This is a genomic window from Priestia sp. USM5 (assembly GCF_058323215.1).
Genome location: NZ_JBSGKN010000009.1, coordinates 1 through 15,140 on the forward strand (window position 1 = coordinate 1; position 15,140 = coordinate 15,140).

The window sequence follows — 15,140 nt, forward strand, 5'->3', positions numbered from 1 at the left end:
ATAATGAGGTTGCTTCTCTTTTTTACTAGATATGCTGTTTATATTCACTCACATTAAAGAGTAATCGTTACTTTAAATAAATCTCCGTCAATTTCAATATTCAATTCTCCTCCGTGCAAATCAATAATTGACTTAGCAATAGCTAAACCAAGTCCAGAGCCATCGGTTTGTCTTGAGGCGTCCCCTCTTTTAAATCGTTCAAACAGCTCGTCTGCCTGCTCATTTAACTCATATTTACTTACATTTTTAAACGTTAGTTTCACTTGTTCGTTTATTTCTTGAACAGAAATATAGACACGCGTTTGTTCAAGTGAATATTTCAATATGTTCTCTATCAAATTGTCAAATACTCTCCAGAATTTTTGACCATCTACAGTAGCAAATATCGGCTTTTGGATAGATTGAATACGAAATTGCAGAGTTGAATCTTTAATTGCTTCATCATATTCAGCTAAAGCCTGATGAAGAAGCTGATTAATATCAATTGTGTCTTTATGCAATTCTACATTTCCACTTGCCATTTTTGATACTTCAAACAAATCATCAATAAGTGTCTGTAAACGTTTTGATTTACGGTCAATAATTTCAACGTAAGCATGTTGTTCGTCCCAAGTAAGATCTTGGGACTTTAGCAACGCTGTATATGTCATAATAGAAGTCAAGGGTGTTCTTAAATCGTGACTGACGTTGGTAATTAACTCTGTTTTCAAGCGTTCACTTTTAACTTGAACATGCTGAGATGTTTGAATTTGCTGCTGAATATGATTTATATCTATCGCTGCTTGAGTTAAAGCTGATTTTCCTTTGATAGGTAACGGCTCTTTCCACTCAGCTGTGGCGATTTGATTAATGGAAATAATAATTTTATTTAAATAATTAATTCGTAGCATAAGCAGTATCAAAGTAACCACTCCTATAACACTGCCGACAGCTAAGTATAGTATAGACACTTGTTCTACAAACATAGATCCACTGGTCAATAAAGCTGCAACAGCAAATACCGCAAAAACTAAAAGCAGTACTACAACCATTATATACATGCCAATATGTCTGATAATAAAAATAGATTGAAGAAAATAAATGACTTGATAAACACACGTTCTGTTATATTCTTCTTTTATATCATCTAGTGTGCGCATACGCTGAAACAGTAAAAATACTTGAAGTACCCACAGGCAAATAGCTATGGATATAGCTATCATATAAAAGAAAAATGTAGCAACATGCTTATATGATTCTAATAAAGAAGTTGGATAGCCGTTCAGAACTAGACTTAATGTAAAAAATGAGTACAAAAGAAAAACAATTATACACATATCTAAAGGTACTTTTTTATCAATCCTCTGTACGGCGGTTTGTCTTGTTATTTCTTTTAAACGTCCGGTTATTGTTTTTTTATAAATAAAGTAAACTATTAACAGAGCTATTATTCCTGACAATGCATACACGAGAAATACTACATTTTGGTGATGAAGATAGTTATATTCATCAAATAAAGAACTACTGAAAGCTTCTTTTTCAGGAACAGCAATCATACCCGTAAACTTCTGCTTTAAATACTGGGTTGGAATCTCTGAGTCTGTCTCACTGCTTAACAATGAATTTTTATATTCATCTAGTTGAAACACAAGGGGTGATTGAGCTGAATAGGTATGTTTATACAACATATTTTTTTGTTTTACTAATTGATTAACGTTTTCCTTGCTTGCATTTTGGATGTTCGTATATATTTTTTGTGTGTTTCTATCTTTCAAATAATACATGATGTCTTTTTTATATTGAGATAATGGTTTTTGCCGATCAAAAGCTTCATCATAAATTCTCGTTATTTCGAATTCTTTATTTTTTGCTATTTTTTCTCGAACAAATTGATCATCTTGAAACTTTTTTTGAATGTTTTTAACTTCTAGATCCCGCTGCTTTACATAGGCATCTTCAACTTTTTTACTCTTTGCTTGCTTAGCGTCTTCTATTTTTTCTTCATATTTATCGTGTACGTTTTGTATTTGTTCCGTTAAGTTTCCTTCTGCATATCGATACGACTCAATTTCTTCTTCTGTTATCGTATTTGCGTTAACGGTATTTTTATTCTTGGATGTCAATTCTAAGAGGTAAAGATCATTTGTAAAACGATCTATTTCTTTTTGGAAGTCTTCTGATTTTACATAGGTACTTTTTTGTAAGTAGTTTGCTTTTACTAGGTTATGCATGCTGCCAATAGAAGAAATGGTTGCTCCTAAACCAAATAAAAACAAGATAATACCTATAGCTGAAATAACGCTATTTTTCCATTTTATATCCAAGTCCCCACACAACCTTTACATATCTCGGATTTTTTGGTTCAATCTCAATTTTTTCTCTTATTTTTCTAATGTGCACTGCTACCGTATTTTCTGCGTTGTAGCCGGGTTCATTCCATACGCGCTCATAAATATCATGTATGGAAAAAACTCTTCCTGCATTTTTCATTAATAATTCTACAATTTTATACTCAATGGGAGTGAGCTTAATGAATTCCCCATCAAGAGTGACGGACTTAGCCTCAATATCAAGTACAAGACCTCGGATATTAATCGTCTTTGTTTCTTCATAGGTACCTAATGTCACATATCTTCTTAACTGTGATTTAACTCTTGCTATCAGCTCTAATGGATTAAAAGGTTTTGTCACATAATCGTCTGCTCCTACCTGCAGACCAAGCACTTTATCGGCATCTTCGCTTTTAGCACTCAGCATAATAATCGGGATATTTTTTTGTTCTCGAATTTTAAACGTTGTTGAAATGCCGTCTTGCCTTGGCATCATAATATCCAGAATAATCAAGTGAACTTTTTCTTTATTTAGTATCTCTATGGCTTCGATTCCATCTTTGGCCGTAAAGACTTTAATACCTTCATTTTTTAAATAAATAGCAATACCATTGCGGATTTCTTGCTCATCATCTACGACTAAAACCACATATTCGTTCATTGATTTCTCACACTCCTTTCAAAAGTATATCATGGGTCATTTCGTCTATGGGTTTTATTGTAAACTGCATTTCTTAAGAAAAAAGAAGGGGGAATCTTAAGATTTTCTTAAGCATCATATATTGAAAAAGGTTTAAGGAATAGGGATAACAGGAACGTTAAAAGAAAAAATATAATCAATTCCTCATTTGATTCTAAAGAACTATCCGTGAGCGATTATATCTTTTTATTTAAAAGGAGGATGATTTAACTTGGAACGGAATCATACAATTATGCAATTTTTCGAATGGCATGTGCCAGCTGATGGCGAGCATTGGAAACGCCTCAAAGAGCTCGCTCCTCAACTAAAAGAACAAGGAATTGATTCCGTGTGGATTCCCCCGGTTACAAAAGGTGTTTCATCAGAGGATAATGGCTACGGCGTTTACGACTTATATGATCTTGGCGAGTTTGATCAAAAAGGAACCGTTCGTACAAAGTATGGAACCAAGCAAGAGCTGCATGAAGCAATTGATGCCTGTCATAATCACGGAATTAATGTCTATGTTGATATTGTGATGAATCATAAAGCTGCAGCGGATGAAAAAGAAACCTTCCACGTCATTGAAGTAGACCCCATGAACCGAACAGAAGAGATTTCTGAACCCTTTGAAATTGAAGGGTGGACAAAGTTTACATTTGAAGGGCGCGGCGATCAATATTCTTCTTTCAAATGGAACTTTAATCATTTTAATGGCACTGATTACGATGATAAAAACGGAAAAGAAGGTGTGTTTCGTATTGCCGGGGAAAACAAAAGCTGGAACGAAAATGTTGATCAAGAGTTTGGCAACTACGATTATTTAATGTTTGCGAATATTGATTACGACCACCCTGAAGTTCGAGAAGAAATGATCAAATGGGGAAAATGGTTAGCAGACACCCTGCAGTGCGACGGTTACCGATTAGACGCCATTAAACATATTAACCATGATTTTATTAAAGAGTTTGCTCACGAATTGTCCTCTTCTCAAGAAAAGCCATTTTATTTTGTGGGAGAGTTTTGGAATCCAGAATTAACAGCCTGTCAGGAATTTTTAGACGTTATTGATTATCAAATTGATTTGTTTGACGTATCGCTGCATTACAAACTGCATGAAGCCTCTCAGCAAGGAAGAGATTTTGATTTAACCACAATTTTTGATGATACATTGGTTAAGACTCATCCGTTGAATGTTGTCACATTTGTAGATAACCATGACTCTCAGCCAAATGAATCTTTAGAATCTTGGGTAGAAGATTGGTTCAAACAAAGTGCTTACGCTCTAATTTTACTTCGTGAAGACGGCTATCCTTGTGTATTTTACGGAGACTATTTTGGGATAGGCGGAGAGCATCCAATTGAGGGAAAAGAAAAAGATATTTCTGCTCTCTTGCACGTACGCTATGACAAAGCATACGGACAGCAAGACGATTATTTTGATCACCCGAATACCATTGGATGGGTAAGGCATGGTGTAGAGGAATTTGAGAAGTCTGGATGCGCTGTGGTGATGTCAAACGGCGAAGACGGCGAAAAGAGAATGTTCGTCGGCGAACACCGAAGCGGACAAACGTGGATCGACTTCACAAAGAACCGAGAAGACCAAGTTGTGATTGAAGAAGACGGCTACGGACACTTCCCTGTAAATGGCGGCTCTGTATCCGTTTGGGCTGAAGCATAAAAAAACAGTGGCCTGCGCCACTGTTTTTTTTACCATAGACCTAGCAGTTTCCACCACAAGCCGCCAATTCCAATCCAAATGATAATATGAATAATTGAAATTAAAAAGCCGAGCGACCACCATTTTTGCTGCGTTACATATCCACTACCGAAGAACACCGGTGCCGGTCCACTGCCGTAGTGAGTTAAACAGCCAAATAAATTGCTAAAGAACGCTAAAATTAATGCTGACAGTAACGGAGGCGCACCAGCGGCCACGATGACAGATAGAAATGCTGCGTACATAGCGCTGACGTGAGCCGTGTTACTCGCAAAAAAGTAGTGAGAATAAAAATACGCAATAGCTAGTACAATCAACGCCGTCATCCAAGACATATGACTAACAGTGCCTTTCATCAGATCACTGAACCAAGGAATCATGCCTAGATCATTTAAGAAAGTTGCCATCATAACCAAAACAGCAAACCAGACTAATGTATCCCATGCTCCCTGTTCTTTTTTGATGTCCGACCAGCTTAACACTTGCGTTAAAAGCAGCGCACATAGACCAATAAAAGCAGTTGTTGTTGCATTAATATTTAAATTAGCGCCAAAAATCCACAGCACAAGAAGAAGTAAAAATACCCCAATCATGTACCATTCTTCTTTCTTTAGCGGGCCCATTTCATTTAGTTTTTTTGCTGCAATTTCAGATGCTTCCGGCGTTTCTTTTAATTCTGGCGGATACAGCTTATAAATAACGAGCGGAATCACAATTAAACTAATAATTCCAGGTACGATTGCAGCCGCTGCCCATCCAACCCATGAAATAGTCTTTCCTGTAATTTGTTCCGTCATTTTAACAGCAAGAGGATTGGCCGCCATTGCCGTTACGAACATAGCCGATGTAATCATATCTCCTTGAAACGATACTTTTGTTAAGAAAGCACCGACTCTGCGCTCCGTACCGTCTCCAGTTCTCGATCCGTATGTTTCAGATAAAGAACGAATGATTGGAAGAATAATTCCTCCAGCTCGTGCTGTATTAGACGGCATTGCAGGTGATAAAAGTAAATCACTTACGATAAGAGAATACGATAGTCCCAACGTCTTTTTACCGAACAAACGAACAAAGATATAGGCAACCCTTGTTCCTAGACCAGTCTTAATAAAACCTCTAGAAATAAAGAATGCAATAACGATCAACCAAATCGTCGTATTTTGAAAACCGCTGAGCGATTGTTCAAGTGTTAATGTATTAGTTAATACAATAATGGTTAAAGATAAAATAGCTACACTGCCTAATGGCAATGGTTTAATGATAAGACCTACGATAGTAGCCACAAAAATAGCGAATAAGTGCCAAGCCTTCACATCAAGTCCGGACGGAGGTGTAATAAACCATAAAACAAGTCCGATTGCCAGACAAATTAATAAAGGAATAAACTTCACTTCACCGGCAGGCTTTTTAGTTGTTTCAGCCATAATCTTTCTCCTTTCATGTTTTTAAATAATAATAGTAGTATGCTCTTTCCCCTTCGTACCCAATACTTGTCCCCTTTAAAATAAAATAATTGTAAAAATACGTTTCATAAGGATGATATTGTAAATTTGTGAAGTGTTGAGCATAATTCCTTTATTATTTTATCATACATATTGACAATTTTTATCTTTCACCTTCATTTTATTCCCTTCAAAATAGCTTGTAAGCGTTATTTCATCAAAATAAATAAGCTGCATGAGTTCATCATGCAGCCTTGCATTTAACGATTTACTTTTTGAATAAACACGACTTTGAGATAATCACCTGACTTAAATTCTTTTATTGTTTTAAAATCAGCTGGAAGAGAGAACTGCTCCATCATTTTGTAACGTTCCCCTTTTTCGTTAAAAGCTTTTTCAATAAACGAATGAAATTTTTTCATATCAAAATTACTTGCATTCGTCGAAGCTACAATGACACCATTTGGCTTTGTAAGAGCAATGGCTTCTTTTAATAAATCTTTGTAGTCTTTTGCCGCGCTGAACGTATGCTTTTTCGATTTAGCAAAGCTCGGCGGATCTAGCACCACAAGATCGAACGTCATATTCTTCTTAACCGCATATTTAAAATACTTAAAAACATCTTCCACAATAATGTCCTGTGCTTCGTGATCAATTCCATTTACACTAAATTGCTCAATTGTTTTTGCCAAGCTGCGATTGGCCAAGTCGACACTTGTTGTTTTCGCAGCTCCTCCAAGAGCGGCCGCCACTGAAAATGCGCCTGTATACGAAAACATGTTTAGAACGGTCTTTCCTTTTGCATATTTATCTCGAATCGTTTTACGGACGTCTCGCTGATCTAAAAAGACCCCAACCATCGCTCCGTCATTTAAATAAACGGCAAAACGAATACCATTTTCTCTTACAATTAAAGGGAACTCACCTTTATCCCCTACTACAAAATCATCTTCTTCAATATACTGCCCTTTTACGTTGAAACGTTTTTTCTGGTACAGCCCTTTAAAGTTAGGCGCAGATTTTAAAGCTTCAATAACGTATTCTTTAAATTGATAAATTCCTTCACTATACCAGCTCGTGACGTAATATCCGTCATAATAATCAATGATTAAGCCGCCAATTCCGTCACCTTCACTATTAAATACACGAAAAGCAGTTGTATCTTCAGACGCATAAAAATCGTGACGAGAGGCAATAGCTCGCTGAATTTTTCGTACAAAAAACGCCGCGTCAATTTGTTCACTTTTCTTCTTCGTCAGAATCCATCCGTAGCCTTTGTTTTGTTTTCCATAATAGCCTTTGGCTAAGAATTGATTTTTTGGAGTGACTAAGTTAATAATAACGCCTTCTTCTTGCAGTTTATGACCATCAACAAGCGCATCTTTTTCAATGAGTGGATAACCTTTATTCACTTTTTTAATAAAAGCTTCTTTGGCTATAACTTGTACTTCTTTTCTCATGTGTACACCCTATCTATTTAATTTAGTTCATTCTAGTTTTATCCATTTTACGAGAATAATCTACATTTATCTTAACATAGATAACCGGTAATGTTTCCAGTTACAAAATAGAAAAGCAGAGGATGCCTTGAAGCACCCTCTGCTTGATATGAATGAAAAATGAAATGTATGTTTTATGTTTTAAGATAAAAAATTATGAGCACTCTTGTCCAGTATATGCATCGAACTTAAGCGTCTGCTGCTTGCTTCCGCTCACTAAAGTCACCACGTATACAGTTATTGAGTTTTCTGTTATAAGCTCAATATGCTCTACTTTTCCTTCTTGATGTTTTAAAGCAAGAACTTTTACAGCGGTCTCCGTTAACGGCTGAAGCTTATCATGTTTTACATGTGTGATTTCACCCGAAACCGCATCGATTGTAACGGTGTATTCCGTATTATCTTTGATTATTTTTATTGTGAAAATCGCTGCGTTTTGATCATATTCTACCATTTTCACCTTACCTGCATATGTAGCCAGTGCAAGATCTTTTGCATCTTGTCTCGTTAATAGCTTCACTGCTTGCTGAGAAGTATTAACTACTTTTCCTGTGAAAGCATCTAACGTTACCGTATATTGAGTGCTATCTTTAAGAATCACTGCGACATACTGACTAGCGGATTCTTTAAACTCTAGACTATATACGTAACCACTATATTGTTTAACAATTGCTTCTTTTATTTTTTGCTCTGATATTAGCTGCAGCTCTTTTTTATTCTCATGAATGACTTTCCCCGTTAGACCATCCACGGTTAGCGTATATTCTACTTTGCCATCTACTACAGTTAACGTATATTCATGCGTTTCTTTGTTAAATGTAATAGATTGAATCGCTCCTGTATACTGCTTAGAAATGGATTCTTTCACTTGATTTTGTGTCCATAACTTCACTTCTTGCTTCTTCACTACTTTTCCAGTGCTTGCGCTTACTTCTACGATTCTTTGCTCAAGGTTATTCGTTGCAATTGTAATCACATACACACTTGATTCTTGCTTAAATTCCGTAGATGTGACTGTCCCGTCGCAATCTTGCAGAGCAATACCATTTGCCTGAGCTTGCGAGATACTGACATGTTCAGTTGTCTCTGCTTTCGCTGTCTTCATCTCTGCAGCGTGACTCGTTGTAATAGAGCTAAATGCAACTGCAGCTCCTAAAGCAGATGTAGACAATACTTTTGCCCATTTAATCATCCTTACATTTCCTCCTCCTTCACCATTAGACTTTCCGTCTATGGCGTTCTATCTAGTACGCCGTTCATTATGCAAAAGATTTCTGAGAATAAGACGAATAGAAGCTTAAAGTTAGCTGAAGATATAAGAATAGCTACTATTTTTCAGCTTGCTTTCAGCTATTATTCAGGGCTGTTTCAGATAAAAAAGCATAATAGAAAGTAGAGGAGCAAAGGAGTTTTCACCATGATGGATCAACTAAAAGGAATTAAAGTCTTGCTTATAGATGACGAACCAACTATTTTACAGTTTTTATCTTTAGGGTTAACGAATGAAGGATTTGATATCAAAGCTGCCCAAGACGGAATGGAAGGCATTAATATAGCCAAAGAATTCAAGCCTCATATCGCTATTGTAGATGTTATGCTTCCGGGAATGGATGGATTTGAAGTATGCCGCTTGTTAAAGAAAATGGGGAATATAGCTGTCATCATGCTAACAGCAAAAGATCAAGTGGACGATCGAGTAAAGGGGCTGACTATTGGAGCAGATGATTATATGGTCAAACCCTTCAGTTTTGAAGAACTTCTTGCGCGCATTCAAGCTAGAATCCGCAATCAATTTCCCAACTTATTAGACGAAGTATCCATCGGTCCATTTAAAATTGATGACCGCCGCAAAGAAATTAAATACCTTAATCACATACTTGATTTATCCCCTACTGAATATGCACTCTTAAAATTCTTAGTTATTAATCACGGTCTCGTACTAAGTAAATCCACCATTTTAGATCGAGTGTGGGGATATGATTTTGGAGGAGAAGAAAACATTGTTGAAGTATACATTCGATCACTGAGAGAAAAATTACAGGACCATAGCCGAACCGTTATTCGAACGCTTCGCGGTGTAGGGTACCGGATTGATATTTCATGAAGCACAAACGTTTCTTTCATTTGAACTCTCTTCGCCTTCAGCTTTTATCTAGAAGTTTACTCGTTATTTTGAGTTTACTGATGCTGATAGGCGTTTTTCAATACGTATTTATGAAGCAATTTATTTACACAAATAAAATTAGAAGCATCGAAGACCAAATTCACTTGATTCCCGATGATGTCTGGAAGCACGATATTGAAACAAGCCAGAATGTAAAACAATCATCAAGACCAATGGTTTATTTCCCGGGCGTTAATATTACCTTTATCAATCAAAAAAGCACCTTTTTACGGCTGGCTAAGGATCCACATCATTCTTACTTCCCTAAGCTTTCTGCATCTGCATACAAACAAGTAATGAAAAACAGCAAACAGCCGGACAACACGACGAGCCTCATAAAAAAAATGGATGGTCATCAAGAGCAAGTCATTGTTTTAAAACCCATTATCTTTGATGGAGAAATACAGGGAGTTATTCAAATTAATACTCCCACAGAATCATTAAGAGACCTCTTAATCAGACAAATGCTCATCTTTTTAATGCTTTCACTTACCGCAATGACCATTGCTTTTTTTGTTTTTTCTTCTGTTTTAAAACAGACGTTAGTCCCTTTGTTTACTACTACTAAAAAAGTAGAGCATATTAATGCCGGAAGCTTACATGACCGCTTGCCTGTTAATCAAGGACAAATCGAAATGGATCGCCTTTCTCTTTCTATTAATGAAATGCTTGAACGTCTTGAAAAAGCATTTAAAGCAGAAACAGAAGCCAAAGAACAAATGCGGCGTTTTGTTGCGGATGCTTCGCATGAACTGCGAACGCCGCTTACATCTATTCACGGCTTTTTAGAAGTTTTATTAAGAGGGGCTAGCAGTAATCCAGAACAATTAAACGACGCATTAAAAAGCATGTATGGAGAGTCCAAAAGACTGCACAAACTTATTCAGGATCTTCTGCTTCTTGCTCAGCTTGATCAACTTCCACCGTTTCAAAAAGAATACTGTTTTGTAGATGAGTTGATTTTAGATATGAAACCTCAACTCATACTATTGGCGAGGAACAGAAAGGTTTTATTCGACTTTCCAAGCCGTTTACCATCAGACATTAACAAAGATCAATTTAAACAAGTTGTTTTAAACTTATTTTCCAACGCCGTACAGCATACAAATCCAACTACAGGAGTTATTCAAGTGATAGGAAAAATAAATGAGAAAGAACTTTCGTTAATAATACAAGATAACGGTCATGGTATTCCTCAAGAACACCTTCCTCATTTATTTGAGCGATTTTACAAAGCTGATGCTTCACGCTCTCGGGCATATGGAGGAGCGGGCTTAGGCTTGGCCATTAGCGCATCTATTATAGAGCTGCACGGGGGGAAAATACGTGTAGAGAGCAAATTGAATGCAGGAACTGCTTTTGAAATCGTATTGCCCTTGACGTAAAAAAGACGATTGCCGTGAAGCAATCGTCTTTTGTATCAAATCAGCACACTTTTCCTGTTTGAGAACTGATTTTTACAGTATGTTGTACGTTGTCTGTTCCTTTAATGACAAACGTGTACGCTTGTTCACTGAATGAAACAGATTGAACCGTTCCTTTGTGCTGTTGAAGAGCAGCTTGTTTAGCTTGTTCTTGCGTAAACTTTACCGCTTCGACTTTGATTACTTTTCCTGTTTCAGCGTTTATTTTCACATGGTGATCTTTGTTATCTTTTCCGTGAATTAAAAATGTGTATACATCATTTGCATATGAACTCGATTGAATCGTTCCACTGCAATTTTTTAATGCAATTGATTGAACCTGTGCTTTTGTAAATGCAGCGCTTTGAATTTGAATCACTTTTCCACTTTGTGCATTGACTTGTACGTGGTGATCACGGCTATCATTTCCATGAATTAAGAACGTATACACTCCATCGTTGAAGCCTACAGACTTAACCGTTCCTCCACAGTTTTTCACCGCTACTGCTTGTGCCTCACTTTGAGAAAAAGATAGTTTTTCAACCTTTACCACTTTTCCGCTGTGTGCATTTACTTTCACATGATGGTCTTGATTATCTTTTCCGTGAATTAAAAACGTATAGGCGTTATTTTCAAAAGAAACCGATTGAACCGTTCCTCCGCAGTTCTTTAAAGCAATTGTTTTTGCTTGAGCTTGTGTATATGTGGCCGCTTCAGTATGAGCCGACGCTTTTGTTGAAGTAATGTGCTGACCGTCTGAAGCAAATGCACTTGTCATTGAACCAAGAGCGATAGCTGTTCCAATTGTGGCACCTCCCACGGCTTTTGCTACTACTGCTTTTCCTGCTAATACTTTTCCAATCATGATTATACCTCCGCGTAATTTCCAATGTATTTACAGCACAAGCTAAAGGTTTTAGCAGCGGTCATTTATCAAAATAGCGCCATTGGAGTAACGTTTTTTCCTGCTAAAATACCTTTCACTTTTGCTGTACGAGCCAAAGCGCTTCTTGTCCTCTTTAGCTATGTGTTTATTGTAAGAGCGGAACATGAATTCACTATGAAGCCCAGCTGAATGCTATCTGAACAAATTCTGAAAGATAGCTGAATAACTTCTAGTTAAACTTGTCATCTAAATGTTCAACGTTCTTAACAACAGCTCAACAAATCCACTGCTTCTCTTCATATTTCCTCAACAATCAAATGATTTAATAAATGTATGAATACGATTTGGAGGTTATCAACCATGAAAAAACGAGTATCTCTTGGACTATCTCTCACTCTCTTAGCTTCTAGCGCCGCTTCTGCTTTTGCAGCAGAGCATCATCCAGTTCAACATCCAAAACAAATCAAAAGCGTCGAGTTTCAGCCAATGAAAGCACCTACTACGATTGAGAATATGATTAAAACGTATACAGAGGCCTCTGTAAAAGTAACGTATAAAGATGGAAGTGTGGAAGAAACGCCGCTTAACTATAACCAACTCTTTCTTTCAAAAGATAAAATTGTCGATAATAAAGGAGAATTAATCGCCGCAGGTACACCAATCGATGCAAACGGGGATCCAATTATTGACCGAAGCGTTCCTGATCAGCCATCACCGTATGTATCAGACGCGCCGGATTCAAACAGCTTTATTACCATTAACGGTAAGTCTTATATTATTTCACATTATGAATACGAATCTGTTAATAATGCTGGAAAAGAGATTTCCGGTCTTCCTGCTTCCATGACGCTTACACAAGTTGACCGAGATGATAAAACAGGAAAACTAACCGTCAACCATGCTAAAAAAATTGATTTTTCTAATGTAAATGGTTTGTGGACGCCGTGTAATGGCTCTACAACGGATTGGGGTACTCACCTCGGTTCAGAAGAATACGAGCCTGATGCACGCGCTTTTGAAGACCCTGCATCTAGCTCTTATAAAGACGTTACGAACTTCGCTAAGCTTTATTTCGGTGACACGTCAAAAGCAAACCCTTACTACTACGGCTGGATTCCAGAAATTTCAGTGGATGAAAGCGGCGATGCGTCTGTCGTAAAACATTACAGCACAGGCCGTTTTTCACATGAAATGATGCAGGTACTTCCAGATAATAAAACCGCTCTTTTTGGAGACGATGGGTCTAATACCATGATGTTTATGTATGTAGCAGATAAGGAAAAAGACTTCTCAGCAGGAACTCTTTATGCCGCAAAGTTTAAACAAACGAGCACAAAAAATGGAGGGAAAGGCGACCTTCAGTGGATTAAGCTTGGCCATGCAACAGACAATGAAGTGAAAACAATAATCGACAAAGGCACAAAATTCAGTGATATTTTTGAAACAGCCAACCAGCCTACAAAAGGATTTAAAGCAGTCAAAACCGCCGCAAGTAAAAAAGTTGAATATTTAAAAGTAAAGCCTGGCATGGAAAAAGCAGCTGCCTTTTTAGAATCACGCAGATACGGTGCGATTCTAGGTGCCACGTCTGAATTCAACAAGATGGAAGGACTAACGGTTAATAAAAAAGACAAAAAAGCGTATATGGCTATTTCTTACCAAAATAGTGCCATGCTAAAAGAGCCTGGTGCTGTACAAGATGATATCCAGCTTCCAAAATTAGAGTCTGGTGTGACCTACCAGCTGAACTTAGGCTCGCATCAAAAAGACCAAGCAAAAGGCAAGATTAACAGCCGCTACGTTCCTGCAAGTATGGAAGGGCTATTGATTGGACAAGACCTAGAAAAAGCAGATGCATACGGCAATACAGCGGATCCAAATAAAATTGCCAACCCTGATAACCTTACGTATTCAAATGACTTAAATACACTGTTTATCGGAGAAGACAGCTCACTGCACACAAACAACTTTGTATGGGCCTATAATGTAAAAACCAAAAAACTATCACGCATCCTTTCGGTTCCAGTGGGAGCAGAAGCAACGGGACTTCTTGCAGTAGAAAACATTAAAAACTCTCGCTACGTACTAAGCAACTATCAGCACCCGGGCGAGGACATCAGCGACAAAAATATTACCGCTGTTGATAAAGAAGAGTTAGCTAACGCGATGAAAGAAAGCATTGGCATTCAAGAAACAGGTGGTGTCGGATACATTTCTGGACTCCCTTCTAAGGACGGGGCTCCTTACAAAAAGCATTAATACGTAATGAAACCACGTCTGTTGTGAGTGACAGACGTGGTTTTAGTATGTTTATTTTATGTATTATAGAATAACTCCACTATGATCTATGAACAAATCACCTAGGATATAACCCGCTACTCTCCTATGTTATGATAAAGTAAAAAGCTACTTAAGGAGGATGACTAATGAAGAAAAAAGTAAAAGTCGTTGCCGCAGTAATCGAAAATGAAAAAGAAGAAGTACTTTGTGCCTTGCGCTCCAATAATATGTCACTAGCGAACTTATGGGAATTTCCTGGTGGTAAAGTAGAAGAAGGCGAAGATATTTACTCTGCTTTAGTTAGAGAAATTGAAGAAGAGCTACATTGTAAAGTAAAAACGATTGATTTACATAATGAACACGTACACGAATACAAAACATTTATTATTGAACTTATTGCAATTAAAGCAGAAATCATAGAAGGTACCCCTCAACCAACCGAGCATGCAAAGCTGCTTTGGCTAAACAAAGAAAATCTCCTTTCACTTGTTTGGGCTCCTGCAGATATTCCGGCAGTTGAATTATTGGTGAAAGAAAAATGAGGATGGGACATAACGAAATGAATTCCATCTAACGACGAACAAATGGGATACACGAGGTGAATCGCTTGTGACACCGCAGTTGATTTCCGTGCAAGGCTTCGCCTTGCACGGAAATCAACTGCTAGAAGGAACGAAACAGATAAGATCTACGTTCACCGTAACAAAAAAACGAACTACTAATCAAACAGTTTGATTAATGGTTCGTTTTTCACT

Annotated in this window: 11 protein-coding genes; 5 read left to right on the plus strand and 6 right to left on the minus strand. The window is 37.3% G+C overall.

Annotation, left to right across the window (positions count from 1 at the left end; translation table 11 throughout):
• Positions 1-53: 53 nt before the first annotated feature.
• Together ACWATA_RS28730 and ACWATA_RS28735 are read right to left on the minus strand one after the other, a co-directional pair.
• Positions 54-2,303: a sensor histidine kinase gene (locus ACWATA_RS28730; RefSeq protein ID WP_432236251.1), complete on the minus strand. Its 2,250-nt coding sequence runs from the start codon at positions 2,301-2,303 to the stop codon at positions 54-56.
• On the minus strand, positions 2,281-2,970 hold the full coding sequence (locus ACWATA_RS28735; RefSeq protein WP_028411932.1) for a response regulator transcription factor: 690 nt from the start codon (positions 2,968-2,970) through the stop codon (positions 2,281-2,283). The genes ACWATA_RS28730 and ACWATA_RS28735 overlap by 23 nt, the downstream gene beginning before the upstream one ends.
• A 250-nt stretch (positions 2,971-3,220) precedes the next feature.
• Here ACWATA_RS28735 and ACWATA_RS28740 point away from each other — a divergent pair, with 250 nt between their 5' ends.
• On the plus strand, positions 3,221-4,672 hold the full coding sequence (locus ACWATA_RS28740; protein ID WP_028411931.1) for an alpha-amylase: 1,452 nt from the start codon (positions 3,221-3,223) through the stop codon (positions 4,670-4,672).
• A 29-nt stretch (positions 4,673-4,701) separates the two neighbouring features.
• Here the strand turns inward: ACWATA_RS28740 and ACWATA_RS28745 are convergent, their stop codons facing one another.
• The 3 genes from ACWATA_RS28745 to ACWATA_RS28755 all read right to left on the minus strand — a co-directional run bounded on the left by ACWATA_RS28745 (position 4,702) and on the right by ACWATA_RS28755 (position 8,844).
• Positions 4,702-6,135 carry an anion permease gene (locus tag ACWATA_RS28745; protein WP_028411930.1) on the minus strand — a complete coding sequence of 478 codons (1,434 nt, stop codon included), beginning with the start codon at positions 6,133-6,135 and terminating at the stop codon, positions 4,702-4,704.
• Positions 6,136-6,413: 278 nt separating this feature from the next.
• On the minus strand, positions 6,414-7,613 hold the full coding sequence (locus tag ACWATA_RS28750; protein ID WP_049166318.1) for a class I SAM-dependent rRNA methyltransferase: 1,200 nt from the start codon (positions 7,611-7,613) through the stop codon (positions 6,414-6,416).
• A gap of 193 nt (positions 7,614-7,806) precedes the next feature.
• On the minus strand, positions 7,807-8,844 hold the full coding sequence (locus ACWATA_RS28755) for a PepSY domain-containing protein (protein WP_432236250.1): 1,038 nt from the start codon (positions 8,842-8,844) through the stop codon (positions 7,807-7,809).
• A gap of 228 nt (positions 8,845-9,072) precedes the next feature.
• On the opposite strand from ACWATA_RS28755, the gene ACWATA_RS28760 reads away from it, so the two are divergent.
• Together ACWATA_RS28760 and ACWATA_RS28765 are read left to right on the plus strand one after the other, a co-directional pair.
• Positions 9,073-9,756, plus strand: coding sequence for a response regulator transcription factor (locus tag ACWATA_RS28760; protein ID WP_028409748.1), 684 nt, complete (start codon positions 9,073-9,075; stop codon positions 9,754-9,756).
• Positions 9,753-11,201 carry a sensor histidine kinase gene (locus ACWATA_RS28765; protein ID WP_165635076.1) on the plus strand — a complete coding sequence of 483 codons (1,449 nt, stop codon included), beginning with the start codon at positions 9,753-9,755 and terminating at the stop codon, positions 11,199-11,201. Before ACWATA_RS28760 ends, ACWATA_RS28765 begins: the two co-directional genes overlap by 4 nt.
• A 40-nt stretch (positions 11,202-11,241) precedes the next feature.
• Here ACWATA_RS28765 and ACWATA_RS28770 read toward each other — a convergent pair whose 3' ends face one another.
• On the minus strand, positions 11,242-12,084 hold the full coding sequence (locus ACWATA_RS28770) for a PepSY domain-containing protein (RefSeq protein ID WP_099000263.1): 843 nt from the start codon (positions 12,082-12,084) through the stop codon (positions 11,242-11,244).
• Positions 12,085-12,465: 381 nt separating this feature from the next.
• Between ACWATA_RS28770 and ACWATA_RS28775 the strand changes: the two genes are divergently transcribed.
• Positions 12,466-14,364 (plus strand): PhoX family protein, encoded by a 1,899-nt coding sequence (locus ACWATA_RS28775; RefSeq protein WP_473050500.1) that lies wholly within the window; start codon positions 12,466-12,468, stop codon positions 14,362-14,364.
• A gap of 167 nt (positions 14,365-14,531) precedes the next feature.
• The gene (locus tag ACWATA_RS28780; RefSeq protein WP_432236249.1) at positions 14,532-14,927 is read left to right on the plus strand and encodes a (deoxy)nucleoside triphosphate pyrophosphohydrolase; all 396 of its coding nucleotides are present in this window, start codon (positions 14,532-14,534) and stop codon (positions 14,925-14,927) included.
• The last annotated feature ends 213 nt before the right edge of the window (positions 14,928-15,140 follow it).